A 24,662-nucleotide genomic window follows, 5' to 3' on the forward strand; every position below is an offset into this window, starting at 1 on the left:
TCGGTGACTCTCACCCACCCGCAGCCTGCGCTCTCGGCATCGGTGTCGGAGGAGCAGACGTTCGACGTGCTCGTCGATTTCCTCAACCGTCTGCTCTGCACGACCGAGGTCGACGCGCTCGACAGCATGATGAACACCGAGATCTCGTTCTCCCACTTCCGAACCCTGATGATCCTGTCCGGGCGCGGCCGGGCGTTGTCGTTGAACGAGCTCGGCGACGCGTTGCACCTGTCGCTCGCGGCGGCCGGACGCAACGTCGACAAGCTGGTGGGTCTGGGACTGGTGGACCGGCGCGAGGACAGCCAGGACCGCCGGGTCAAGCGGGTGTCCCTCACCGACGAGGGCCACGCGATGGTCAGCGCACATCTCGACAACAAGGAAGACCAGTTCCGCAGCTTCGTGGGCCGGTTGCCCGAAGAACTGCGTGACGGACTGCATTCCGTCCTGAACTCGATAGTCAGCGGCGACTATCTCTCCGAATCCGATCCGGTGTTCGTGCACCGGAAGAGCCAGAAAGTGAACGGATGACCTCACCTACCAAGGCCTCCGCAGAAGGGGCAGGCGCAGAGAGCGGCGGTCTCGACGCGCGGGTTCTGAAGATCGCCGCCGTGGTCGTGCTCGGCGCGATCATGTCCATCCTCGACACCACCGTGGTCGCGGTGGCGCAGAACACCTTCCAGGACGTCTTCGACACGTCCGCGGCGAGCGCCGCGTGGACCGCGACCGGCTACACCCTGGCCCTGGCCGCGGTCATCCCGCTGTCGAGCTGGGCCGCAGCACGTTTCGGCACCAAGAAGGTCTACCTGACCTCGCTGGTCCTGTTCGTCATCGGGTCCATCCTCTGTGCTTTCGCCTGGAACATCGGCTCGCTCGTCGCGTTCCGCATGCTGCAGGGCGCTGGCGGCGGCATGCTGATGCCCGTCGGCATGATGATCCTGACGCGCGCTGCCGGACCCGAGCGTGTCGGTTCGGTCATGGCAGTCCTCGGTGTCCCGATGCTGTTGGGCCCCATCGCCGGCCCGATCCTGGGCGGCGTGCTCATCGAGTACGTGTCCTGGCACTGGATCTTCCTGATCAACGTCCCGATCGGCATCCTCGCCTTCCTGTACTCGGCCTGGATCCTCGAGGACGACGACGAGAAGACCAGGCCGCCGTTCGATTTCGTCGGACTGCTGCTGCTCTCGCCGGGTCTCGCGCTGTTCCTGTACGGCGTGTCGTCGTCGAACGACGCGGGAACGTTCATCGCAGCCAAGGTGCTGATCCCGATGGTGATCGGCGCCGCCCTGATCATCGCGTTCGTGTTCCACGCCCTGCGCGGCAAGAACAACAACCCGTTGATCGACCTGCGACTCTTCAAGAACCCCACGCTGAGCTGGACCGTGGTCACGTTCAGCCTGTTCCTGATCGCGTTCTTCGGCGCCTCGCTGCTGTTCCCGCAGTACTTCATCGGCGTGCGCGGCGAGTCCACCCTGATGGCCGGATTGCTGGTCGCACCACAGGGTCTCGGCGCGATGATCACCATGCCCATCGCGGGCCGGATGACCGACAAGATCGGTCCGGGCAAGTTCGTCCTGACCGGCATCGTGTTGATCGCCTTCGGCCTGGGGGCGTTCATGTTCCTCGGCGCCGGGACGTCCTACTGGATCCTGGGTGCGGCGCTGTTCGTGCAGGGTCTCGGTATGGGCATGTCGATGATGCCGATGATGTCGGCCGCGTTGGCCACCCTGTCGGCCGACAAGGTCGCCGACGGCTCGACGCTCGTCAACGTCGTCCAGCAGACCGCCGCCTCGGTCGGTACCGCGGTCATCTCGGTGATCCTCGCCAGCAACCTCAAGTCGGTGACGCCCCCGACGCCGTCCGGTCTCGCCGGGGCCTTCGGTGACACGTTCGTCGTCGCCGTGGTGTTGATCGTCCTGTGCCTGGTGCCTGCGTTCTTCCTGCCCCGCAAGAAGGTGTCGGTGCACACCGAGATCGGTGCCGACGGCGAGCCCGTCAAGGCCGCTCCGGTCATGATGCACTGAGCTGATTCTCGACCGGAAGGCCCCGCTGGTAGCACCACACCGGCGGGGCCTTCCGCATTCCACCTCCGCCAGTTGGGCACGTAAGCACGTCAGTTGGGCACGTAAGCACGCCAGTTGGGCACGTAAGCACGCCAGTTGGGCACGTAAGCACGCCAGTTGGGCAGGACCCGAACCAGATGGAACCGTCGTGATGTCAGGGACGTCCGATCCATCGTGCAGCCCGACCAGCATCCCTTCTGGGGAGACGAGAACTTGATCCGTACTGACGCCGCGGCGCGAGACGTGCGGAGGGACTGTCGTCGAATCCAACGCGGCGTACACGCTCCACCCCACTTCACCCTCACCGACCACGACCTCATCCGGGCGGCAGCGATGCGCGCCGGGGATGGCGCGGTCGTCGCTGGAATGAGTGCCGCGGTTCTCCACGGAGCCCGTTTCGCCGACTACGACGCAGACATCGAACTGATTCGGGGCCTAACGGGCCAGGGCCGACAGTTCGACGGTGTGCGCATCATGCGAACCGACCACCTCGCAGCAGGAGACGTACAGGTGGTCGACGGCCTGACTGTAACCACCCCGGTTCGCACCGCTTACGACATAGGTCGACGGGGACCGGCTTGGAAAGCTCTGGCACGCCTGGACGATCTCGCCTATGTATCCGACCTGGACCTCGCGGAACTCTGGTCGTATATCCGCGATCACCCACACACGAAAGGGATCCGCCAGATCCGCGACCTGATCCAGTACATCGAGCCCAAATCGGAATCCCCTCGCGAGAGCGCCTTGCGATACCTGATCATCAAGAGTGGTCTGCCGCGTCCGGAGGCACAGATAGAGGTGTTCGGTGCAGACGGCCGCCTCATCGCCAAACTGGATCTCGGCTACCGCCGGTACAAGATCGACATCGAGTTCGATGGCGTCGAGCACCACACATCGGCCGGCGATCGCGCCGACAATGCTGAACGCGATCGCAAGCTCGCCGAACTCGGCTGGGACACCATCCGCGTCACCGGTCAGGCGATGTCGACGAACCCGGACACGGTCGTCTCCAGGATCGAGGAGTTGCTGGCCATCCGCGGCTGTCGCGAACCTCGGCGACACTGATACGCACCACAACTGCCCAACTGGCTGCCGTAAGTGCCCAACCAGCGCGCAAAGGTGCCCAACTGGCGGGTTTAGGTGCCCAACTGGCGGGGGGTCAGACGGCACCCGTCTGGCGGAGGACCCAGGCGTGTTCGAAGGCGACCTCTTCCCACTGCTTGTAGCGACCGCTGACGCCGCCGTGCCCGGCGGACATCTCGGTCTTGAGCAGGATCGCGTTGTCCGACGTCGAGTTGTCCTGCAACCGCGCCACCCACTTGGCCGCCTCGGTGTACATCACGCGGGTGTCGTTGAGCGACGTGAGCGCGAGGATCGCCGGGTACTCGAGTGCGGCGACGTTCTCGTACGGCGAGTACGACCGCATGTACTCGTAGACCTCTTTGTCCTCCAGCGGGTTCCCCCACTCGTCCCATTCGATGACGGTGAGCGGCAACGACGGGTCGAGGATGGACGTGAGCGGGTCGACGAAGGGCACCACCGCGAGGATCCCGCTGAACAGCTCGGGCGCGAGATTCGCGACCGCCCCGATCAGCAGACCGCCGGCCGAGCCACCCTCCCCGACGAGCTGCGCCGGGGTGGTCGCCCGGGAATCGACGAGATGCCGTGCCGAATCGACGAAGTCGGTGAAGGTGTTCTTCTTCGTGAGGGTCTTGCCGTTCTCGTACCAGTGCCGACCCATCTCGCCACCACCGCGGATGTGCGCGATGACGAACACGACACCCCGGTCGAGCAGCGACAACCGCGCGATCGAGAACCCGGGATCCATGCTCGCCTCGTACGAGCCGTAGCCGTAGAGCAGTGTCGGAGCCGGCCGCGACACCCCCTTGCGACTCACGATCGACAACGGGACCTGCGTGCCGTCGGCCGCGGTGACCCACTCGCGCTTCTGCTCGTAGTCGGCCGGGTCGTAATCACCCAGCACCACTTGACGTTTGAGCAGGATCCGGTCCCCCGAGGTGACGTCGAGGTCGATGATCTCGCTGGGCTCGATGAAGCTGGTGTAGCCGATCCGCAGTCGCGGCGCCGCCCACTCGGGGTTGCCGGCCAGTCCGACCGACGACAGCGGCTCGTCGAAGGTCAACTCCTCGAACGACACATCCGACGAGCTCTTCGCCCCACGGATGTCGGCGATCGCGATCCGCGGGGTCGCCGCACGTCGGTAGCTGAGCACCAACTGATCGGCGAAGGCGTCGACCCCCTCGAGCCGCGATTCCGCGTCGTGCGGGATCAGGACCCGCGTCGCGGTGGGGTCGTCGACCGGGGCGTCGAGGAGCTCGAAGTTCTCGGCATTCTCGTTGTGGGTGATGAGAAAGCGGTCCTCGCCACCGATCACGGCGTGCTCGACGTCGTACTCGACACCGTCGCGGCGTGGCCAGACCACCTGGAATTCCCCGGTCGGGTCGTCGGCCGAGAGCACGTGCACCTCGGAGGTGATCTTCGACCCGAGCCCGATCATCAGGTACTTGTCGCTGCGCGTCCCGCCGATGCCGACCCAGAACCGCTCGTCGGGCTCGTGGAACACCTTCACGTCGTCGGTGCCGGCGCCGAGATCGTGGCGCCACACGGTGTCGGGACGCCAGGCGTCGTCGACGGTGAGGTAGAAGATGTGACGACCGTCGTGCGACCAGGTCGCGCCCGGGGCGGTGTTCTCCACCGTCTCCGTCAGCAGCTCACCGCTGCGAAGATCCTTGAAACGCAGCGTGTATCGCTCGTCGCCGACCTTGTCGACACTGTAGGCCAGCATCGTTCCGTCGTCGGTCACCGAGAACGCACCGAGGCTGTAGAAGTCGGTGCCCTCGGCGTCGAGGTTGGAGTCGAGGAGGACCTGCTCGCCGGGCAGCGGGTCGTCACCGGACACCGTCGGCGGATCCCAGTCGTCGTCGCCGGAGATCGGCGCGCGGCACCGCAGTGCGTACTGCTGGCCCTCCACCGTCCGCGCGTAGCACCAGTACTGCCCGCGCCGCGACGGCACCGACATGTCGGTTTCCTGTGTGCGCGACTTGATCTCACCGTAGATCGCAGCCCGTAGGTCGGCGAGCTCCGCGGTGTCGGCCTCGGTGAGGGCGTTCTGCGCCTCGAGGAAGGAGATGACCTCCGGGTCGTCCTTCTCGCGCAGCCACTCGTAGTTGTCGACGACCTCGTCGCCATGGTGCACCCGGGTGCTGGGCACCTTCTTGGCGACGGGCACGGCCTGCTTGTCGGTCACTGCTCTCCCTCCGGCCAGTCGGCGAACGACAGACCTGAAATACGTTCATAGGCTTCGATGTAACGCGCCCGCGTGCGCTCGGCGACGTCGGCGGGCAACGGGGGTGGCGGGCCGTCGGCACGGCGGTCCCATCCCGAATCCGGGCCGGTCAACCAGTTCCGCACGATCTGCTTGTCGAAGCTGGGCTGCACCTCCCCCGGACGATAGGTCTCCGCATCCCAGTAACGGGAGCTGTCCGGCGTCATCACCTCGTCGGCGAGCACCAATGATCCATCGGCGGCGGTCCCGAACTCGAACTTGGTGTCGGCGAGAATGATCCCACGCTCTGCCGCCAGTTCGGTTCCTCGCGAGTAGATCTCGAGCGTGGCACTGCGGGCGGCTGCCGCGACCTCGACACCGACCTTGCCGACGACCGTCTCGTAGTCGATGTTCTCGTCGTGGTCGCCGAGATCGGCCTTCGACGCCGGGGTGAAGATGGGCTCGGGCAGCCGCGACGCCTCGCCCAGGCCGTCCGGGAGAGCGATCCCGCAGACCGCTCCGGACGCCTGGTAGTCCAACAGACCCGACCCCGTCAGATACCCCCGCGCCACACACTCCACCGGCAGCATCGGCAGACGCCGGACCACCATCGACCGCCCGACGAGCTCGGCCGGGATGCGCTCGTCGGTGGGCCCCCCGGCCAGATGGTTGGGCACACCGAGGGTGTCGAACCAGAAGAAGGTCATCGCGGTCAGGACGCGGCCCTTGTCCGGGATGGGCGTGGAGAGGATGTGGTCGTAGGCCGAGATGCGGTCCGACGAGACCATCAACAACGTCTCGTCATCGACTGCGTAGAGCTCGCGCACCTTTCCCGACGCCACGTGCTGATAGGACTCCAGTGAAGGACGCATGGCTCCGAGGTTAGTCAGGGCGTGGCAGGCTTGAAGCGTGGACCATGCCCCCGCCGTGCGCATCACCTACTGCACGCAGTGCAATTGGCTGCTCCGGGCATCGTGGATGGCAACCGAACTGCTGTCGACCTTCGGCTCCGATCTCTCCGGCGTGACCCTGATACCGGGTACCGGCGGGATCTTCACCGTGGAGGTCGACGACAATTCGGTGTGGGACCGCAGACGCGACGGCGGGTTTCCGGACATCGTCACCCTCAAACAACGGGTTCGCGACGTGGCAGATCCGGACCGAGACCTCGGGCACGGGGACCGGAGCCGACCTGTGACGCCCACCGTCGACCACTCACCCAGCACTACGGAGGACACATGACAGACCAGGAGACATCAGGTGAGATCGTCGCGGCGCGCGAGCTGCTCATCGACTGCTTCGGCCGCATCGACGAGCTCGTCGGTGAGCTGACCGGCGACCTCGACACCCAGACCGCGACCTTCCGCCCCGAGCCCGAGGCCAACTCCATCGCGTGGCTCATCTGGCACTCGGCGCGCGTACAGGACGACCACGTCGCCGGTGTCGCCGACGTCGACCAGGTGTGGCCGAAGTGGCGCGACCGCTTCGATCTCCCGTTCGACGACTTCGCCACCGGTTACGGCATGAGCTCCGAGGACGTCGGCAAGGTCGTCGTCGACGCCGAGTTGCTGGCCGGATACCACCACGACGTGCACGAGCAGACCGTCCGCTACCTCGAGGCGCTGACGCTCGCCGAACTCGAACGGGTCGTCGACGAGAACTGGGATCCGCCGGTGACCGTGTCGGTGCGCCTGGTCAGCGTCATCAACGACGCGACGCAGCACATCGGCCAGGCCGCCTACCTCAAGGGCCTCGCCGCCAACTTCTGACGGCGACCGCCCCGCGACGGCGTCGACTCCCGGACTTACAGGATCGGTGCGGGCTCGTACGACGCGGCGTCGGGATAGCGTGCGACCAGCTCGCCGACCGCGCCGACCACGTCGGCCACCTGCTGCTCCGCGGCCCCGATGAACGCGGCCTTGTCGGCGAGCGCGGCGTCGAGCGCGGCCCGGTCCAACGGGAGCCGGTCGTCGGCGGCGAGACGATCGATGAGGTCGGGCTCGCGACCCTGCTCACGCATCGCCAACGCGACGGCGACCGCGTTCTCCTTGATCGCCTCGTGGGCGGTCTCGCGTCCGACACCCGCGCGCACGGCGGCGATGAGGACCTTGGTCGTGGCGAGGAAGGGCAGGTACCGCGCGAGTTCCTTCTCGATCACCGCCGGGTACGCACCGAACTCGGCGAGCACCGTCAGGAAGGTCTCCATCAGCCCGTCGATGGCGAAGAACGCATCCGGCAGCGCGACACGGCGCACCACCGAGCAGAACACATCTCCCTCGTTCCATTGCGCGCCTGCGAGTTCGGCGGCCATGGAGCCGTAGCCGCGGAGAATCACCGCGAGGCCGTTGACGCGCTCGCAGCTGCGGGTGTTCATCTTGTGCGGCATGGCCGAGCTGCCCACCTGGCCGGGTTGGAAGCCCTCGGTGACCAGTTCGTGTCCCGCCATCAGCCGGATCGTGTGCGCCAGCGACGACGGTCCGGCGGCGACCTGGACCAGCGCCGAGACCACGTCGTGGTCGAGCGAGCGGGGATAGACCTGCCCCACCGAGGTCAGCGAGTGTGAGAAGCCCAGGTGCGCAGCGACCTTCGACTCCAGCTGCGCCAGTTTCGCGGTGTCACCGTCGAGCAGGTCGAGCATGTCCTGCGAGGTGCCCATCGGTCCCTTGATGCCGCGCAGCGGGTACCGGTCGATCAGCTCGCGCAGCCGCGTCAGCGACACCAGCAGTTCGTCGGCGGCGGAGGCGAAACGCTTGCCCAGCGTGGTGGCCTGTGCGGCGACGTTGTGGCTGCGGCCGGCCATCACGACCGACGAGTACTCCGCGGCGCGGTCGGCCAAACGGGCCGCGACGGCGACACCGTGGGCGTGCACGTGCTGCAGCGATCGCAGGATCTGCAGCTGCTCGACGTTCTCGGTGAGGTCGCGGCTGGTCATGCCCTTGTGGATGTGTTCGTGGCCGGCGAGGTCGTTGAACTCCTCGATGCGCGCCTTCACGTCATGCCGGGTGACCCGTTCGCGGTCGGCGATCGACGCCAGGTCGATCTGGTCGACGACGCGCTGATAGTCCTCGATGACACCGTCGGGCACATCGACACCGAGTTCCCGCTGCGCCGAGAGCACGGCGATCCAGAGCTGACGCTCGAGAGAGATCTTGTGCTCGGGCGACCACAACGACACGAGATCGGCCGATGCGTAGCGGCCGGCCAGGACATTGCTGATGCGGGGTTTGTCAGACACGACGCTCATTCTGCCCTGCTGCCCACTCGACGTCCGTAGCTGCCCACTCGACGTCCGTAGCTGCCCAACTGACGGGTTTATCTGCCCAACTGGCGGGCTTACGTGCCCAACTGGCGGCTCAGTAGGTCGCGGGCAGCGGCATCTTGCGATCGGCGAGCACCTGACGCAACCGCGTCGGGTAGTCGGTGATGATCCCGTCGGCGCCCGCGTCGATCTGCGCGTTCATCACGTCGGTGTCGTTGATGGTCCACGGGATGACGGTGAAGCCCTGGGAATGAGCCCGGTCGACGAACGACTTGTCGGCGATGAGCCGGAAGCCGGCGTCCTTGGTCGTCTGGCCGTAGGGGTTCGAGTAGCCGGGCGAGAGCACCTGCACCCCGAGTTGCTTGGCACCGGCGATCACGTCGCCACCGACCGCGTCGTAGTCCACCGACCCGGTCCACTGCGACTTCGGCTTCCAGGTCGTCTCGTCCCACAGAGCCACCAGCGGGATGGACGGGTTCGCCTCCTTCACGAGCGGCAGCGTGCGCCAGTCGAAACTCTGGATGTCGACGAGATCGGTCTTACCCGCAGCCTTGATCGCACCGAGCATCACATCGACGTACTGCTGCGGCGTCGCCGATTCGCTGCGCTTCTCGCCCTCGATCTTGGTCTCGATGTTGTAGTGCACCTTCGCGTTGTACTTGTCCGCCAGCGCGAACAACTGCGGCAGGAGCGCGATCTTGTTGCCCTCGACGACCTTCGCGTCCGGGAAGCCCTCGAGCTTCTTGCCACACGTCAGTGTCTCGATCTGCTTGTACGTCAGGTCGTGGACCACCTTGCCGACGTACGGGAACTGCGGGTCGCCCGGTGTCGCGGCCGCGGTGTCGGAGCACTTGGTGGGGTCGATCGTGGGGTCGTGCCAGATGATCGGCTGCAGGTCCTTGGTCAGGACGATGTCGAGTTCGAGGGTGTCGACGCCCAGTTTCAGCGCCTGCTCGAACCCGTACAGCGACTCCTCGGTGTGCTCACCACGTCCGCCACGGTGCGCCTGCAGATCGAACGCGCGGTCCGATCCCGACGCCGAACTCGACGACGAGTCGGACGCGGCGGGCGACGAATCCGAGCCGCAGGCGGCGAGACCGACGGTGGCAGCCGCGGCGGCGGTGAGCAGGGCGGCACTGCGGAGCAGGCGAGAAGAGTTCACGAGAGTCCAAACTATGGGTGTCGTGGCATGACGGGCCAGCTCAGACCGGGGTGTTCATCGAGTGTTAATGCGTGCAGGTTCAGGCGTTGACCGGTGCGAGGACGTCGACCACGTCGCACAGTGCCACCCTCGTCACGGCCATCACGTCGTCCTCGGCGTCGGCGAGCGCGCCCACCACGGCGCCGTCCTCGACCGCCATCAGTTGGACGATCCGCGCGGGACTCCCGACGCGCCCGGACTTCTCCAACACCTCGCCGTGCAGGCCGGCCAACAGCTTGCGCCGGTTGGCCAACACCGGCCGCAGTCGCGGGAAGCGAGCACAGAGCACGACCATCTCGTAGCGGGTCGTGAGTTCGTCGCGCGTCGTGCAGTCGCCGACGAAGACGTCCGCCAGTGCCTCCGCCGTCGCCTCACCGCCACGACGACGACGCGTCAGCAGCTCCGACCGCAACCGGATCGCCTCCTCATCGTGGTGGCACGCGAAGGTGACCGCCTCGACGATCAGATCCTCGAGCGACTCGAAGTAATACGTCGTCGACGCCAGGGGCAGCCCGGCACGTTCGGCCACGGCCCGGTGGCGGACGGCATCAAACCCACCCTCCAGCAAGAGTTCTCCGGCGGCGGAGATCAGTCGCGCCCGCCGTCGCAATCCCTTGGGCGTGGCTGCCGACGTCATCGACTCATCGTGCCAAAGCACACGCGACCTCAGACTTGTTTTGCGCAAATCTGATGTGGACCGATCCGCAATCCTCCCGGCCGTCGTGAGCAGCCGTCAGCGCCGGACCACGGGGGCGAGCAACTCGATGCCGCGCTCGATGTCTGCCGCGCTACCCGCGAAGCTCATCCGCACCGTGCGGTGTCCGGTACGGGTGTCGAAGTCCGCGCCCGGAGCCATGGCCACCCCGGTCTCGGTCAGCACCCGCGCGCACCACGCCAGGGTGTCGTCGGTCACCGCACCCACGTCGGCGTAGACGTAGAAGGCCCCGTCCGGCGGGGCGATGTCGTCGATGCCCAGACTCGTTAGACCGTCGAGCAGGACCGCCCGGTTGGCGGCGTACCGGGCGACGTGGGCGTCGCACTCGGCGATCGACTCGTCGTCGAAGGCCGCGATCGCCGCGATCTGCGACACCGCGGGCGGACAGATCGTGAGGTTCGCCGTCAGCCGCTCGACGCCCCGGAGGTACCGCCGCGGCACCAACATCCAGCCGAGGCGCCACCCCGTCATCGAGAAGTACTTCGACACCGAACCCATCACCACCGACTCGCGCGAGGTCGCCCACGCGCAGGACGTCGCCCGGTCCGGGCTGCCGTATTCGATGCCGTGATAGATCTCGTCGGAGATCAGCAGTGTGCCGTGGGCATCGCACCAGCGGGCGAGGTCGGCCAGTTCGGTCGGCGTCAGGATCGTCCCGGTGGGGTTGGCCGGACTCGCCACGATGAGTCCCGCGGGAGGTTCGTCGAGAGCGTCGAGCATGGCCGGGGTCGGGACGAACCTCGACTCCGGACCGCAGTCGAGCTCGACGACCTCACATCCGAGCGCGGTCAGCGCGTTGCGGTAGGCGGGGTAACCCGGGCGCGCCATCGCGACGCGGTCCCCCACGTCGAACGCGGCGAGGAAGATCAGCGTGAACGCGCCGGACGACCCCGTGGTGACCACGACATCGGTCGGGTCGACAGCCAGGCCGTAACGGCGTCGGTACAGGTCGGCGATGGCCTCACGCAGCGGCGTCAGACCCAACGACTCGGTGTAGCCGAGCAGGTCGGAGTCCAGGGCTGCATGCACCGCACGCAGTACCGGGGCAGGCGCCGGTGTCGACGGTTGGCCGGCGGCGAGCGAGACCACCTCGAGCCCCGCGGCGCGTCGCGCGGCACTCGCGGCAAGCACATCCATGACGTGGAACATCGCCACGTCCGATCGCCGCGATCCCTCCGCTGCCGCCATTCGTCGAGCCTAAGTGACGTCGATCCGGGGCGGGAAAGGGCGCCCACGTCGCGATTCATCGGTCCGCGGCGCCACCGGTACCCTGTGTGTTCGATGACCACGGGGCGGACGGGTCAGGGACACGGGGGACGACGATGACGGGGGGCGAGCTGTGACGGGCGGACTGAACCGTCGTGCGCTGTTCCGCGCCGGCGCCGGTCTCACCGCGTTGGGCGCGCTGGCCGCGTGCGCGGGCGAACCGGCCACCGGATCGGCTCCGCGGCAACGGATGCAGGCGCGGGCACAGGACGAGGTCGTACCCGAGAGCCCGACCAGCGCGGCCGTCGTCCCCGGCGACCCCGCCCTGATCACCGGCAGTTTTCGCTCGGCCGCCATGCGTGGTCGTGACACCCGCTGGGTCGTCGCCCGACCCCCGGGTGTCACCGGCGACATCCCGGTCGTGGTGATCCTGCACGCGCTGAACTCTGACGAGCGCACCGCCTTCGACAGCAGCCTGCAGATGCACCGCTATCTGGCCCAGTCGGTCGCCGGCGGCACGGCGCCGTTCGCCCTCGCGGCCGTCGACGCGGCGCGGTCGTATTTTCATCCCCGGGTCGACGGCACCGACAGCGGGGCGATGGTCATCGACGAGTTCCTCCCGATGCTCACCGACAACCGCTCACTCGGTCTCCGCACCGACCGCATCGGCCTGTACGGCTGGTCGATGGGCGGCTACGGTGCGCTGCGGCTCGGGGCCATCATGGGTCCGTCGCGGGTGGCCGGCATCGCGGCGAGTTCGCCTGCGCTGTGGGGTGATCCGCGGAACTTCCCGCCCCGCGCCTTCGACAACCCGGCCGACTACCAGGCCAATTCGCTGTTCGGCCAGCAGGCCGCGCTGACCAAGATCCCCGTGCTCATCAACATCGGGTCGAGCGACCAATTTTACCTCTACACCCGCCAGTGGATGGCCGGCCTGCATCCGGCCGCGGCGTTCTCCACCTCCCCCGGTGGACACAACAACCGGTACTGGCGCAGCGTGCTGCCCGACCAGATGGCGTTCCTGGGTCGCAGTCTCGCCGCCTGAAGATCCCGTCGTCGACGGTCAGGGGATGGTGATGCGTCCCTCGAGGGCCGCGAGGCCGATGTCGGAACGGTGGTGTCCGCCCGGCAGTTTGACCGCGGCGATGCGCTCGTAGGCCTGGGCCCGGGCGGCGGCCAGGTCGGCACCGGAACCGACGACGCTCAGGACACGTCCCCCGCTGGAGACGATCGACCCATCGGAGTTGCGTGCGGTGCCGGCATGCAGCACCCCGTCGGCCTCACTGCCGGTGATCACGTCACCCTTACGCGGTGTGCCGGGGTAGTTCTCGGCGGCGACGACGACGGTGACGGCCGAACCCTCACGCCAGCGCAGCGGCTCGAGGTCGGCCAGTGTGCCGGTCGCGGTGGCCGACAACGCCTGTCCCAACGGGGATTCGAGCAACGAGAGCACGGCCTGGGTCTCGGGATCGCCGAAGCGACAGTTGAACTCGACGACCGCGGGCCCGTCGGCACCGATGGCGAGCCCGGCGTAGAGCAGACCACTGAACGGGATGCCGCGCGATTCCATCTCCACCGCCACCGGTCTGACGACCTCGTCGACGATGCGATCGACCATGCCGTCGGGCAACCACGGCAACGGCGTGTAAGCGCCCATGCCGCCGGTGTTGGGCCCCTGGTCGTTGTCGCCGACTCGTTTGTGGTCCTGCGCGGGGAGCAACGGGAGGACCACGGTGCCGTCGACCAGGCAGAACAGGGAGACCTCGGGTCCGTCGAGGAACGACTCCAACAGGACCGGGTGCCCGCCCTCGAGCAGGTCCGCGGCGTGCACGCGGGCGGCGGCACGATCAGCGGTGACCACGACACCCTTGCCCGCGGCCAGCCCGTCGTCCTTGACCACCCACGTGGGGCCGAACCGGTCCAGCGCGGCGTCGAGACGAGCGGGGTTGTCGACGATCTCGCTGTGGGCGGTCCGGACGTTCGCCGCGGCCATGACGTCCTTGGCGAACGCCTTCGACCCCTCGATCCGTGCGGCCTGCGCCCCGGGACCGAAGGTCGCGAAACCCGCGTCCCGCAGGGCGTCGGCGACACCGAGCACCAGGGGCACCTCGGGTCCGATCACCACGAGGTCGGCCTCGACCTCACGCGCCAGCGCGATGACTGCGTCGGCCGAGGCGATGTCGACCGCATGGTTGGTGGCCAACCGTTCCGTGCCCGCGTTGCCGGGGGCGACGTGCAGTGCCGTGACCTCCGGGTCGTTCGACAGCCCCACGAGCAGCGCGTGTTCGCGGCCGCCCGATCCGATCACCAGTGTTCGCACGGGGCCTGACTCTACTAGGACCGCCGCGCGATCAGGACAGGCTCTGTTCCAGCCGGGCGAGCGCGACCGCACGGTGCCGGGTGCCGACGATCTCGTCGAGGATCACCACGGCGACCGGCGCGACGGCCGTGACCACCAGGGCGTAGACCACCGACAACCCGGCCGCTGCGAGCAACACCGAACCGACCAGGATCGCGACCGCCACCACCGTCAACGCCAGGTTGAGCACGTCGAACTCGACGAGGTAGGTGTACATCGCGGCGATCGACACGATGTAGACGCCGAGTGGGACGGCGACACACGCCACCGCGGCCGCGGCCGAGATGTGCGACTCGTGTTCGAGGTAGAGCGCCGCGACGTGCAGCCCGGCACCGACCGCGGCGATGGAAATGAAGACGATGATGTGCGCGTATCCCCATCCGAAACACTTGGCGCGTCGGAGTTCCAAGGCGTCGCCGGTGGGGACGACGAAGTAGATCCACCACATCGCGAAGGTGGCGGCCGTCCCGGCGAGCCCGAGAACGGCGGTCTCCAGGGTCCAGCCCTGGGCGTGGATCACCGCCTGCAACGCGACCACCGTCCCCACGATGCCCTCGCCGAGGGTGATGATCGCCAGCAGTCCGTACCGCTCGGCGATGTGGTGCGGATGCCACGGTGTGTCCGGCTCGGAGTTCAGGCGCTCGGCGATGAACGGACCGGACAACTCGACGGCCACCAGGCCCAGTGTCGCGACGAGCGTGGGGATCAGCGAGGTGTTCACCACGATGATCGCAATCCACCCGACCTGTGCGACGAGGATGGCCAGCGCGTAGGTCAGGCAGGTTCGTCGGTACTCCGGGCTCTGTAGCGCTGCGCGGATCCACTGGAACATCATCGCCACGCGCATGACCACGTATCCCAGGACCGCGACCCGGTTGTCGATGTGCTCCCCCTCGGCGACGGAGGCGAACACCGGCTCGATGCCGAGCGCAAGGATCAGCACGCCACCCATCTGCACCATCGTGACGACGCGGAACACCCAGTCGTCGGTGTCGAAGGCGGAGGCGAACCACGAGAAGTTGATCCACGCCCAGATGCTGGCGAACGTCGCGAACAGGAACCCGATGACCGCGGTCTTGTAGTCGCCGTCGGCCAGATAGTGCGCCACCTCGCTGCCTGCCAACGAGAACGCGACGACGAATGTGAGGTCGAAGAAGAGTTCCAGACTGGTTGCGGTGCGACCTTCTTCGTCCCGCGCGCGGCCGGTCATCTGCGCGACGCGATGGCTCAGGACCTTTGCTCCACCGTTGCCGGGGTCTGAAGTCATTGCGAAATAGTACGTATCGCCCGCGCCGCGCGTGCGGCCGACAACTGATCCGTACTCGACGCGGCGGTCAGACCCGGGCGACGAACGCGCTCAGGTTCACCCGCACCCGTTCGATCTTGGCCTCGACGTCGAGGTCCTCGCGGTACTGCTTGCCCAGCGCCGGGGTCTTCTTCCCGCGCGCGTAGAGGGAACAGGCCAGGTCGGTGCACATGTAGGTGCCCACCGAGTTGCCCTTCCGACCCGCGTCCCCGGACTTGTTCGCCGTCATCAGCGAGACCCCGCCCGAAGGATGCGTGGTGAGGCAGATCTTGCACATCTGGGCCCGCCTGGACCCGCCGGTCTCGTGCCGCAGGGCCAGCCCGACGAGGTCGTCCCCGTGTGGGGTGACGAGGTAGCACCGGCCGGCGTACGTCGGATCGGTCCACCCGAGGAAGTCGAGTTCGTCCCACGGGCGGGTGTCGAGATCGCGCGGGATGACGATGCGCTTGGCCTCGCCCTTGGTGCAGTTGACGAACGACGACCTGATGTCGGCTTCGTTCACGGGGTCCATGGGGTCACTTTTCGTTGATCGTCGGTCGGGCTCGGCGAGTGACGCTACGCGCGGGCCGGCGCGACGTACAACGAGTTTTCCGCAGCAGTCGACAACGCGACGGCCGCCGGATCGGGGGTCCGACGGCCGTCGCTGCCGTGACTCAGCTCTTGGGCTGGGTCAGGTCGTAGAGGGTCACCGAACCGACCGTCTTCTCGGTGTAGTTCGCGGTGACCCACTCCCTGATCTGTGTGGCCGTGCCCTCGGCGTTCATCCCTCCACCCATCATCCCGCCGCCGATGAAGTAGTGGATCTTGCCCTGACGGACGTACTCCTGGAACTGCGCCAGCGTCGGCGACGGATCGCTGCCGTTGAACCCGCCGATCGGCATGACCGGATCCTGCGTCGCCAGCTGATACCCCGCCGCCGACATCGCGGTGACGGTGGCCGCCACCCACGTGTACTCGTCGGAGTCGGATTCCAGCAGCTCCACCAGTTGCGTCGACGGCTTCGACGCCTGCATGAACCCACCGGGACCGCCCATACCGCCGAAACGCTCGGCCATGGTCGAACCGGCGGAACCCGTTCCGGCGCCCGGCGTCGCACCACCCTGTTGCCCGCCGCCCTGAGCCATCCCCGGAGGCATCTGACCACCGAAGCCGCCGGATATCTGACCACCGGGGGTCTGGCCTCCTTGCGCCTGGCCACCGAACCCGCCCGGTCCGAAGCCTCCGCGCATCCCGCCACGACGCCCGCCCATACCGCCGGGACCGAAGCCGCCCTGCGACGGCCCGGCCGAGACGATCGGTCCGTTCTTCGCGGTCGTCACGGTGTCGAGGGCGTACGCCGTCGGACCGGCGAGGCCCATCACGATCGCAACCGCGGCCGCGATCGCGGCAGCCCTCGGCCACTTCGGCACAACCAGCGCGACGGCGGCGACCACGGCGAGGACCACGACCACCCACCGCAGCCACGGCACGAAGTCCGACGAGCGGTTGAGCAGGAAGAACGACATCGCGCCGGTCACCGCGACGGCGACCGCGAGCACGATCCGCACCCCGTAGGTGTCCCGCGCCTTCCAGCACATGACGCCGCCGGCCCCGACGAGCGCGGCGATTGCCGGCGCGAGTGCGACGGTGTAATACGCGTGGAAGATCCCGGACATGAAGCTGAAGACGGCCGTGGTGGTGAGCAGCCACAGCATCCAGACGCTGATGAGCGCCCTGTGGATGTTGGTGCGAGACGACCTGCCGCACAGCACCAGTGCCGCGATACCGAGGATGAGAGCGGTGGGGATGAGCCAGGCGATCTGGCCGCCCTGCTCGGGCTGGAACATCCGGAACAACCCGGTCTCACCCCACATGCCGCCACGTCCGCCCGGTCCGCCCACACCGCCGGGGGCCTGACCACCGAAGGCGCCAGTGGCCGCCTCGGCCGCACCGGACCGGTTCCCGCCACCGGGAACCACACTGCCGGTCTCGTTTCCGGTGAGTCGACCGAATCCGTTGTAGCCGAACGTCAACTCCAGAATCGAGTTGTTCTGTGAACCGCCGATGAATGGTCGGGAGTCCTTGGGCCAGAACGTCACGGCCAGTACCCACCAGCCCGCGCTGACGAGCATCGCGACCAGGGCGGTGATCAGATGACCGAGACGCTTCAGCCAGGTGTGCTGCCCGAACGCGAGATAGGTGATCGCCAACGGCGGTATCACCAGGAACACCTGCAGTTGTTTGGTGAGGAACCCGATACCCACCAGCACGCCGGTCAGCACCATCCACCGGATACGACCGTCTTCGATCCCCTTCAGGGTCGCCCAGACGGCGGCGATCATCAACAGGACCAGCAGTGCGTCGGGGTTGTTGAAGCGGAACATCAACGTGGCCACCGGAGTGAGCGCGAGTGCGGCGCCGGCCAGCAGGCCCGCCGAGACCCCGAGGTACTTCTTGACGATCAGATAGAGCAGAGCGACCGACGCCACACCCATCAGCACCTGCGGGACCAGGATCGACCACGAGTTGAGCCCGAAGATGCGGACAGAGATCCCCGGGATCCACAGCGAGACCGGCGGTTTGTCGACGGTGATGGAGTTGCCGGCGTCCGACGAACCGAAGAACCACGCCTTCCACGACTGCGACCCGGCCTGGATCGCCGCCGAGTAGAACGAGTTGGCGTAGCCGTTGATGCTCAGATTCCACAGGTAGAGCACGGCGGTGGCGGTGAGCAGTATGCCGAGCCCCCACCGGTCCGGACGGGGAACCGCCCACCGGCGCCTCCCATCCTCGGATGGGGAGACGCCGGTGGGGGTGTCGAGTACTGAGGTCACGCTGCGGCCTCCATGCCTGCATCGTCGGATCGGGCCCGGCTCGCCGAGCCGTGGGCGTTGCGGAACACCCAGCGGAAGGCGACGAATCGGGTCAGAGTGGCAACGAGATTCGCGACCACGAGGACGAGGAGTTCGACGTGCTTGGAAGCGCCCGGGAAACCGGCCTCCAGGGCGAGCAGGGATCCCGCGGTGATCGCCCATCCGAACAGGAACACCGCGATTCCCTGCATGTGGTGCCGGGCAGCGCCCTCGCGGCCCTTGACCCCGAAGGTGAACGCGCGGTTGGCGGCGGTGTTGAACACCGCGGTGATGAGCAGCGCCGCGAAGTTCGCGAACTGGGCGCCGAGCATCGAGTGCAGGACGAGGTAGAGCACGGCGTAGGCGACGGTGGAGATGACCCCGATGACACCGAAGCGGACCAGCTGACCGACCATGCCGTGCGGCACCCCGGTGAGTTGCGGATCGTCGAAGCGATTGCGCCCCAGACTGCGTCGCAGCTCGGCCACCGGGAGATCGCCGCTGGCCAGCGCGCGGGCGACGCGCCAGCACCCCTTGAGGTCCTCGGTTGCGGTCTTGACGATGTCGACGCTGCTGTTGGGGTCGTCCACCCAGTCCACCGGCACCTCGGCGATCCGCAGTCCGATGCGCTCAGCGAGCACCAACAGCTCGGTGTCGAAGAACCAGCCGGTGTCCTCGACGTACGGCAGCAGTGCCTGCGCGACGTCGGCGCGCATCGCCTTGAAACCGCACTGGGCGTCGGAGAACTTGGCCCCCATCGTCGTGCGGAGGATCAGGTTGTAACTGCGCGAGATGAATTCGCGCTTGGCCCCGCGGACCACCCGCGCCGACCGCGACAGCCGCGAACCGATCGCCACATCGGAATGGCCGGACAGCAGCGGCGCGACCAACGGCATCAGCGCGTTGAGGTCGGTCGACAGATCGACGTCGCAGTAGGCGACGACGGTGGCGTCGCTCATGGTCCACGTCGCGTTGAGTGCGCGGCCGCGGCCCTTCTGCGCCAGGTGCACGACGCGCACCTGATCCATGGTCTGCGCGAGTTCGACACCGACGGCGAGGGTGCTGTCGGTGCTCGCGTTGTCGGCGATGGTGATCCGCGCCGAGTAGGGAAAGTTGTTCTTCAGGTGTTCGCCCAGGCGGCGTATGCAGCCGGCGAGGTCGGCTTCCTCGTTGTAGACCGGTACGACGATGTCGAGCTCGGGATGTCCGGCGGTGCCGTCCACGACGACGATCATCTCGGGGGCGTCTGTCGGTTCCGGCATCGAGGTGCCGCCCGAGCGATCGACGGTGTCTGTTGTCATGGAACAGACTCTGACCCCGGAAGCTGCCGCGTCTCTGCGGCCGGCCTGTCAGCTACCTGTGAGCGGGCAGACCCCTAGTCGGAGGTGTGCTCCTCGTGCCCGGCAGCACGCAGAGCTGCACGGATACGCGTCGCGGCGTCTTCGAGGGACGCCGGATCGGGGTCCTTCTCGGCCAGCGCGAGGTCGAACGTCTCCACCGAATGCGCCGGGAAGACATGGATGTGCAGGTGCGGCACCTCGAGGCCGGCGATGAGCAGGCCCATCCGAGGGGCGTCGAACGCGTCCCGGGTGGCCTGCCCGATCGTCTGCGACACCGCCGTCAGGTGGGCGAAGACCGCCGGGTCGACCTGTTCCCAGTGATCGATCTCCTCGCGCGGCACCACCAGCACGTGCCCGGGAGTGACCGGGTTGATGGTGAGGAACGCGACGGCCGTGTCGTCCTTCCAGACGAAACGTCCCGGGATGTCGCCGTTGATGATCATGCTGAATACCGAAGCCATGGGACCGATCGTATGCGTCGGGTCCACTCGGTCGGGTCGGGTGTCAGCGCTCGATCCGCGCGAAACTTGCGAACCCGCGTCGGACAACAGGCGGGTTCGTGAGATCGGAGCGGATCTGACCCACTCACTCCAACCGCGGCAACCGAACCCAGAAGGTGGCTCCGCCGCCGGGGGTGTCCTCGACGCCGACGGTGCCGCCGTGGGCGGCGACCAGTGCGGCCACGATCGACAACCCGAGCCCACTGCCGCCGGAACGCTCGTCCCGATGCCGCGAGCTGTCGCCCCGGTAGAAGCGTTCGAAGACCCGCGCCTGGTCCTCAGGACTCAGCCCGGGGCCGGTGTCGGCGACGGCGAGTACCGCGCTGTGGTCGTCGGTGCCGACCCGGACGGTGATCCGTGCGTCGTCTCCGGTGTGCCGGATGGCGTTGGTGATCAGGTTGCTCAGCACCTGCGACAACCGCGCGGCGTCACCCATCACGGCGGGGATGCCCGGTCCGTCGATCATCTCGACGGAGATGTCGCGGTTCGGGGCGGTGGCCCGCGCGCTGTGGACCGAGTCCGACGCCAGACCGAGCAGGTCGACCTGGGCACGCTCGAGCGGGCGCTGCGCGTCGAGCCGGGCCAACATCAGCAACTCCTCGACCAGCAGCCCCATCCGGCCCGCCTCGTGCTCGATCCGCGACATCAACTGGTCGGGATCGGTCATCGCGCCCTGCCGGTACAACTCGGAGAAGCCGCGGATCGAGGTCAGCGGAGTGCGAAGTTCGTGGCTGGCGTCGGCGACGAAACGCCGCATCTTGTCCTCGGAGCGGCGAGCCTGTTCCTCCGACGCGGCGGTGGTGGCGAACGCGGTCTGGATCTGGTGCAGCATCACGTTCAGCGACGCCGCGAGTCGACCGACCTCGGTGTTGGCCGGCGACACCGGGACACGTTGGTCGAGGTCACCGCCGGCGATGGCCTCGGCGGTGACCTCCACGCGTCGTAGCGGTCGAAGGCTACTGCGTACCAACAGGTATCCGAGCCCGCCGACGATCACCACGACCCCGAGACCGATGGCGAGCTGCAGCCAGATGAGTCGGGTGACGGTGTCGTCGAAATCGGTGAGCTTGATGGCCACCACCGAGGTGGTCATGGCCCCGGATGAGTTCGTCGCCGACACCTTGACCACGCGCCAGCGGGTGTCCGATCCGGTCGCGCTCCCGACGGTCTCGGGATCCGGGCCCAGCCGGTCGACGTCGGACAGGTCGGGGGATCCGCCGACGTCGTTGATGGTGAAGGTGCTCCCGTCCGAGCGGAACAGCACCACGTAGTACGGCGACGGCGGACGGCGTTCGACGGTGGGGCTTCCGCTCTGTCCGCCTGCGTTGGGCGAGAACGGACCCTTGTCGTCACCCTCCCGCGGACGGGCCCAGCCCTCGGCCGCCCCCTTGAGTCCGTTGTCGGTGCGCTCGATGAGACGGTTCTGCATCGCCGACGTGACCGACACGCCGGACACGAGCAGTCCCAGCGCCACGAGCACCAGCATCAACCCGACCAACGACACCCGCAGAGGGATGCCCCGGCGATGCCGGGGCTGCGTCGGGGGCGACGGCGCCGCGGGCGCGACGTGATCCGGATGGGCGGTGGTCATCGGGGTTCGCGCATCACATATCCCACGCCACGCAACGTGTGGATCAGTCGCTTCTCCCCGGTATCGACCTTGCGACGCAGGTACGACACGTACGACTCGACGACGTTGACCTCGCCGCCGAAATCGTAGTTCCACACGTGGTCGAGGATCCGGGGCTTGGACAGCACGGTGCCCGCGTTGATCATGAAGTAGCGCAGCAGCGTGAACTCCGTCGGAGACAGTGCGACCAACTCGCCGTCCTTCCACACCTCGTGGGTGTCGTCGTCGAGCTCGATGTCGGCGAACGTGATCCGGGTGGGTTCGGCCTTCTGCTCACCGAAACCATTGCGTCGCAATATCACCCGCAGACGCGCGACGACCTCCTCCAGACTGAACGGCTTGGTGACGTAGTCGTCGCCACCGATGGTGAGGCCGTTGATCTTGTCCTCCATCGAGTCGCGCGCGGTGAGGAACAGCGCGGGCGCCTCGATGCCGTCGGCACGCAGACGTCGCAAGAGTCCGAAACCGTCCATGCCGGGCATCATCACGTCGAGGACGAGCGCGTCGGGACGGAAGGTCCGCGCCTTGTCGATCGCGGCCGGACCGCTCGCCGCGGTGGCGACGTCGAAGTTCTGGAACTTCAGCGACACCGACAGCAATTCGAGGATGTTGGGCTCGTCGTCGACGACGAGCACCCGGGCACCGGAATCAGTCATGGTGACACCTTCCGTGATGACGCTGGGGCACCGCTGAACAGTTCCTGGCAGCTCGCTGTGAACTCTCATCGCACCATGTGGGGCGTCAGAACAGCGTGGGTTCACCGAACCCGGGGACGCTCTCGGCGGCGAGGATCCGACCCTTCGTCGCCGCTCCCCCTGGTGCCGAGAACCCTCCGACCTCGGACCCCGCCCCGAGCACCCGGTGACACGGGATGACGACCGGGATGGGGTTGCGGCCCAGCGATCGCCCGACCGCCTGCGCGGCCAACGGCTGACCGATCCGCGCCGCGACCTGTCCATACGTCAGGGTTCGACCCCGCGGGATCGTTCGGGTGACCGCGTAGACCCGCTGGTCGAACTCGGGGAGGTCCGAGATGTGGACGACGATCGCCGACAGGTCGACGTCCTCGCCTGCGAACAGTCGGACGATGGACTCGACCACCTCGCCGATCGCCTCCGGTGGGGTCTGCTCGGTCGCGTCGAACCCGCGGAGGTAGTCGACGACATCGCGCGCGTCCGGCTCGGGCAAGGCGACGGCGACGATGCGGTCCTCGAGATCCCAGGCCAGTCCGCAGGTCCCCAGCGCGGTGTCGAACAGCGCGAACCCCCGGTCGCGGAAGTTCACTTCTTCTCGTTCATCACGAGACGGTGTTCTGCCATGAACGGTGCCGGATACCCCGGCTTGGGCCGCACCTCGCCGAGCCAATCTGCCAGTGCGTCGGCACGCGCGCTCAGGTCTTTCGTCGCCGCGCGCGGAAGTTTCTCCAACGGGTGCAGCCCGATCGAGCCGTCCGGTCGGAAGAACCATCCGCCGACGATCCGACCGTCCCACCAGATGCTCTGCCCGCCGTTGCCGTTGCGGTCGAACATCTCCGCGCCGTGCGCACCGAGGTACCACCCGCGCTCCTTCCACCCCATGGTGGTGGGGTCGAGCTCGGGCAGCACGGCCCCGGTCGGCGGCACCGGCTCCACGGGTTCGAGGTCGTCGGGCAGCAGGTATCCGGGCTCGAACCGGTCGGTGTCTACCTCGATGTCCACCTCCACCGCGTCGAGCTGCGCCAACGCGGTCCGGACGGCCTTCTTGGTCGATCCCAACCACCACACGATGTCGGTCTCGGTACCGGGCCCGAACGACCGCAGCCACCGCTCCACCATGGCCCGGTGTCCGGCCTCGGGATCGGCGAGAACCAGTTCAGTCCCCAGCCAGCGCGACATCGACGACCACCGCGGCCGGGAGACATGCCAGCCCGCGGTGTTCGGTCCGCGGACGATGTCGCCGGCCGCGCTCATCATGTTCAGCACCCGCGGGCCCATCGGGGACGACCCGCCCCACGTATCGAGCGGACCGGCGACGATGACACCGTCGAGTTGCGGAAGACGTTTGCGCAGTTCCGACGACGACGCGAGGGTGCCGTCGGACAGCTCGGCGACGACGGCCGACCGCGCCGTGTCGATCCACCCCTCGGGATCATCGAAGTCGGGGCTGCGCCGCAGATCGCGCAGCATGTTGGTCCGCTCGCTCGCCGCCACCCGCGGACCGACCGCGCTCACCGCGTCGGCGAGGGTCGCACGGTCGACGACGAACACGGTGCGACGCATCGCGAGCTGCTTGACGAGAGAACGCGACTCGTACAGCAGGGCCTGGAGATCATCGGGCACGAAACCCGTTGTGCGCGCCCACACCGACATGAACACCGTCGGCGGGCAGGTGGCGTGCAGCGCGACGACCGCCCGGGCCACCTCGAGCGCGTCGTCGGCGCGGTCGGCGTCGGTCAGCAGGTGCCGTCGCAGCATGCGAGCACGCCTCTGCGCCGCGGTGACTCGCAACCGGGTGGACATCGACGCGCGGGTCAGCTCTGCGGGATGGCCGCGATCGCCTCGATCTCGACGAGTTGACCGTCGTGGGCGAGCACGGTGACACCGATCAGGGTGCCCGCCGGCTTGTGGGCACCGAAGGCCTCGACCACCGCGTCCCAGGCCACCGAGAGGTCGGCCTGCAGCCCCTCGGCGACGTAGACCGTCACCTTGGCCACGTCCGAGAGCGAGGCGCCCGCCTCGGACAGGATGGTGGTGAGGTTGAGCATGCACTGGCGCGCCTGGGCCTGCACATCGCCGGGCCCGAAGGTCGATCCGTCGGCCTCGGTGGGTGCAGCGCCGGCGGTGAAGATGATCGATCCGGGCAACGCCGTTGCGCTGTAGGTGAATCCACCGTCGTAGAGCGTCTCGGAGCCGTTCAGGCGTAACTGCGACATGGGGACCACCCTACGTCGTCGCCCTCCGGTGGCCCTCGTATCCGAGTAGCGTCGGTCT

Annotated in this window: 23 protein-coding genes; 6 read left to right on the forward strand and 17 right to left on the reverse strand. The window is 67.7% G+C overall.

The window, feature by feature from the left end; translation table 11 throughout:
- Positions 1-3 precede the first annotated feature (3 nt).
- The 3 genes from IEV93_RS00435 (at position 4) to IEV93_RS00445 (ending at position 3,125) form a co-directional block, all read left to right on the forward strand.
- On the forward strand, positions 4-528 hold the full coding sequence (locus IEV93_RS00435; RefSeq protein ID WP_229704777.1) for a MarR family winged helix-turn-helix transcriptional regulator: 525 nt from the start codon (positions 4-6) through the stop codon (positions 526-528).
- On the forward strand, positions 525-2,021 hold the full coding sequence (locus tag IEV93_RS00440) for a DHA2 family efflux MFS transporter permease subunit (RefSeq protein ID WP_188485886.1): 1,497 nt from the start codon (positions 525-527) through the stop codon (positions 2,019-2,021). The genes IEV93_RS00435 and IEV93_RS00440 overlap by 4 nt, the downstream gene beginning before the upstream one ends.
- A gap of 213 nt (positions 2,022-2,234) precedes the next feature.
- Positions 2,235-3,125 (forward strand): type IV toxin-antitoxin system AbiEi family antitoxin, encoded by an 891-nt coding sequence (locus IEV93_RS00445; protein ID WP_188485888.1) that lies wholly within the window; start codon positions 2,235-2,237, stop codon positions 3,123-3,125.
- Positions 3,126-3,219: 94 nt separating this feature from the next.
- Here IEV93_RS00445 and IEV93_RS00450 read toward each other — a convergent pair whose 3' ends face one another.
- Positions 3,220-5,328: a S9 family peptidase gene (locus IEV93_RS00450; protein ID WP_229704779.1), complete on the reverse strand. Its 2,109-nt coding sequence runs from the start codon at positions 5,326-5,328 to the stop codon at positions 3,220-3,222.
- Positions 5,325-6,218 carry a phosphoribosylaminoimidazolesuccinocarboxamide synthase gene (locus tag IEV93_RS00455; RefSeq protein ID WP_188485890.1) on the reverse strand — a complete coding sequence of 298 codons (894 nt, stop codon included), beginning with the start codon at positions 6,216-6,218 and terminating at the stop codon, positions 5,325-5,327. The genes IEV93_RS00450 and IEV93_RS00455 overlap by 4 nt, the downstream gene beginning before the upstream one ends.
- A 37-nt stretch (positions 6,219-6,255) precedes the next feature.
- Between IEV93_RS00455 and IEV93_RS00460 the strand changes: the two genes are divergently transcribed.
- Together IEV93_RS00460 and IEV93_RS00465 are read left to right on the forward strand one after the other, a co-directional pair.
- Entirely contained in the window at positions 6,256-6,588 is a 333-nt protein-coding gene (locus IEV93_RS00460; protein WP_188485892.1) for an Rdx family protein, read from the forward strand.
- Positions 6,585-7,115: a mycothiol transferase gene (locus IEV93_RS00465; RefSeq protein WP_188485894.1), complete on the forward strand. Its 531-nt coding sequence runs from the start codon at positions 6,585-6,587 to the stop codon at positions 7,113-7,115. Before IEV93_RS00460 ends, IEV93_RS00465 begins: the two co-directional genes overlap by 4 nt.
- Positions 7,116-7,150: 35 nt before the next feature.
- Here IEV93_RS00465 and purB read toward each other — a convergent pair whose 3' ends face one another.
- The 4 genes from purB to IEV93_RS00485 form a co-directional block, all read right to left on the reverse strand.
- On the reverse strand, positions 7,151-8,581 hold the full coding sequence (purB, locus tag IEV93_RS00470) for an adenylosuccinate lyase (protein WP_371873770.1): 1,431 nt from the start codon (positions 8,579-8,581) through the stop codon (positions 7,151-7,153).
- A gap of 118 nt (positions 8,582-8,699) precedes the next feature.
- Positions 8,700-9,767, reverse strand: coding sequence for a glycerophosphodiester phosphodiesterase family protein (locus tag IEV93_RS00475; RefSeq protein ID WP_371873771.1), 1,068 nt, complete (start codon positions 9,765-9,767; stop codon positions 8,700-8,702).
- Positions 9,768-9,846: 79 nt separating this feature from the next.
- Positions 9,847-10,443 carry a TetR/AcrR family transcriptional regulator gene (locus tag IEV93_RS00480; RefSeq protein WP_188485899.1) on the reverse strand — a complete coding sequence of 199 codons (597 nt, stop codon included), beginning with the start codon at positions 10,441-10,443 and terminating at the stop codon, positions 9,847-9,849.
- Between the two features lie 96 nt (positions 10,444-10,539).
- Positions 10,540-11,709: a pyridoxal phosphate-dependent aminotransferase gene (locus tag IEV93_RS00485; RefSeq protein WP_188485901.1), complete on the reverse strand. Its 1,170-nt coding sequence runs from the start codon at positions 11,707-11,709 to the stop codon at positions 10,540-10,542.
- 151 nt (positions 11,710-11,860) lie between these two features.
- Here IEV93_RS00485 and IEV93_RS00490 point away from each other — a divergent pair, with 151 nt between their 5' ends.
- The gene (locus IEV93_RS00490; RefSeq protein ID WP_188485903.1) at positions 11,861-12,772 is read left to right on the forward strand and encodes an alpha/beta hydrolase; all 912 of its coding nucleotides are present in this window, start codon (positions 11,861-11,863) and stop codon (positions 12,770-12,772) included.
- Between the two features lie 18 nt (positions 12,773-12,790).
- Here the strand turns inward: IEV93_RS00490 and purD are convergent, their stop codons facing one another.
- The 11 genes from purD to IEV93_RS00545 all read right to left on the reverse strand — a co-directional run bounded on the left by purD (position 12,791) and on the right by IEV93_RS00545 (position 24,604).
- Positions 12,791-14,047, reverse strand: coding sequence for a phosphoribosylamine--glycine ligase (purD, locus tag IEV93_RS00495; RefSeq protein ID WP_188485905.1), 1,257 nt, complete (start codon positions 14,045-14,047; stop codon positions 12,791-12,793).
- Positions 14,048-14,078: 31 nt separating this feature from the next.
- Positions 14,079-15,353 (reverse strand): low temperature requirement protein A, encoded by a 1,275-nt coding sequence (locus IEV93_RS00500; RefSeq protein WP_229704780.1) that lies wholly within the window; start codon positions 15,351-15,353, stop codon positions 14,079-14,081.
- A gap of 67 nt (positions 15,354-15,420) precedes the next feature.
- Positions 15,421-15,903: an FBP domain-containing protein gene (locus IEV93_RS00505; RefSeq protein ID WP_188485908.1), complete on the reverse strand. Its 483-nt coding sequence runs from the start codon at positions 15,901-15,903 to the stop codon at positions 15,421-15,423.
- Positions 15,904-16,045: 142 nt separating this feature from the next.
- Positions 16,046-18,205 (reverse strand): ArnT family glycosyltransferase, encoded by a 2,160-nt coding sequence (locus IEV93_RS00510; RefSeq protein ID WP_188485910.1) that lies wholly within the window; start codon positions 18,203-18,205, stop codon positions 16,046-16,048.
- On the reverse strand, positions 18,202-19,485 hold the full coding sequence (locus IEV93_RS00515) for a bifunctional glycosyltransferase family 2/GtrA family protein (protein WP_229705098.1): 1,284 nt from the start codon (positions 19,483-19,485) through the stop codon (positions 18,202-18,204). The genes IEV93_RS00510 and IEV93_RS00515 overlap by 4 nt, the downstream gene beginning before the upstream one ends.
- Positions 19,486-19,598: 113 nt before the next feature.
- On the reverse strand, positions 19,599-20,024 hold the full coding sequence (locus tag IEV93_RS00520) for an HIT family protein (RefSeq protein ID WP_188485914.1): 426 nt from the start codon (positions 20,022-20,024) through the stop codon (positions 19,599-19,601).
- Positions 20,025-20,148: 124 nt separating this feature from the next.
- Positions 20,149-21,654: a sensor histidine kinase gene (locus tag IEV93_RS00525; protein ID WP_188485916.1), complete on the reverse strand. Its 1,506-nt coding sequence runs from the start codon at positions 21,652-21,654 to the stop codon at positions 20,149-20,151.
- Entirely contained in the window at positions 21,651-22,349 is a 699-nt protein-coding gene (locus IEV93_RS00530) for a response regulator transcription factor (RefSeq protein WP_188485918.1), read from the reverse strand. The genes IEV93_RS00525 and IEV93_RS00530 overlap by 4 nt, the downstream gene beginning before the upstream one ends.
- Positions 22,350-22,434: 85 nt before the next feature.
- Complete coding sequence (locus tag IEV93_RS00535) at positions 22,435-22,977, reverse strand: methylated-DNA--[protein]-cysteine S-methyltransferase (protein ID WP_188485920.1); 543 nt, start codon at positions 22,975-22,977, stop codon at positions 22,435-22,437.
- Complete coding sequence (locus IEV93_RS00540) at positions 22,974-24,146, reverse strand: winged helix DNA-binding domain-containing protein (protein ID WP_229704782.1); 1,173 nt, start codon at positions 24,144-24,146, stop codon at positions 22,974-22,976. Before IEV93_RS00540 ends, IEV93_RS00535 begins: the two co-directional genes overlap by 4 nt.
- 56 nt (positions 24,147-24,202) lie before the next feature.
- Positions 24,203-24,604 carry a RidA family protein gene (locus IEV93_RS00545; protein ID WP_188485925.1) on the reverse strand — a complete coding sequence of 134 codons (402 nt, stop codon included), beginning with the start codon at positions 24,602-24,604 and terminating at the stop codon, positions 24,203-24,205.
- Positions 24,605-24,662 lie beyond the last annotated feature (58 nt).

This window comes from Williamsia phyllosphaerae, from assembly GCF_014635305.1.
In the GTDB taxonomy this organism is placed as follows: Bacteria; Actinomycetota; Actinomycetes; order Mycobacteriales; family Mycobacteriaceae; genus Williamsia_A; species Williamsia_A phyllosphaerae.

Excerpts from the sequence above, each read along its gene's own strand:
- IEV93_RS00440 (WP_188485886.1), top strand. The coding sequence starts at position 525 with ATGACCTCACCTACCAAGGCCTCCGCAGAAGGGGCAGGCGCAGAGAGC.
- IEV93_RS00455 (WP_188485890.1), bottom strand. The coding sequence starts at position 6,218 with ATGCGTCCTTCACTGGAGTCCTATCAGCACGTGGCGTCGGGAAAGGTG.
- IEV93_RS00465 (WP_188485894.1), top strand. The coding sequence starts at position 6,585 with ATGACAGACCAGGAGACATCAGGTGAGATCGTCGCGGCGCGCGAGCTG.
- IEV93_RS00480 (WP_188485899.1), bottom strand. The coding sequence starts at position 10,443 with ATGACGTCGGCAGCCACGCCCAAGGGATTGCGACGGCGGGCGCGACTG.
- IEV93_RS00485 (WP_188485901.1), bottom strand. The coding sequence starts at position 11,709 with ATGGCGGCAGCGGAGGGATCGCGGCGATCGGACGTGGCGATGTTCCAC.
- IEV93_RS00500 (WP_229704780.1), bottom strand. The coding sequence starts at position 15,353 with ATGACTTCAGACCCCGGCAACGGTGGAGCAAAGGTCCTGAGCCATCGC.
- IEV93_RS00505 (WP_188485908.1), bottom strand. The coding sequence starts at position 15,903 with ATGGACCCCGTGAACGAAGCCGACATCAGGTCGTCGTTCGTCAACTGC.
- IEV93_RS00515 (WP_229705098.1), bottom strand. The coding sequence starts at position 19,485 with ATGCCGGAACCGACAGACGCCCCCGAGATGATCGTCGTCGTGGACGGC.
- IEV93_RS00520 (WP_188485914.1), bottom strand. The coding sequence starts at position 20,024 with ATGGCTTCGGTATTCAGCATGATCATCAACGGCGACATCCCGGGACGT.
- IEV93_RS00525 (WP_188485916.1), bottom strand. The coding sequence starts at position 21,654 with ATGACCACCGCCCATCCGGATCACGTCGCGCCCGCGGCGCCGTCGCCC.
- IEV93_RS00530 (WP_188485918.1), bottom strand. The coding sequence starts at position 22,349 with ATGACTGATTCCGGTGCCCGGGTGCTCGTCGTCGACGACGAGCCCAAC.
- IEV93_RS00540 (WP_229704782.1), bottom strand. The coding sequence starts at position 24,146 with ATGCTGCGACGGCACCTGCTGACCGACGCCGACCGCGCCGACGACGCG.
- IEV93_RS00545 (WP_188485925.1), bottom strand. The coding sequence starts at position 24,604 with ATGTCGCAGTTACGCCTGAACGGCTCCGAGACGCTCTACGACGGTGGA.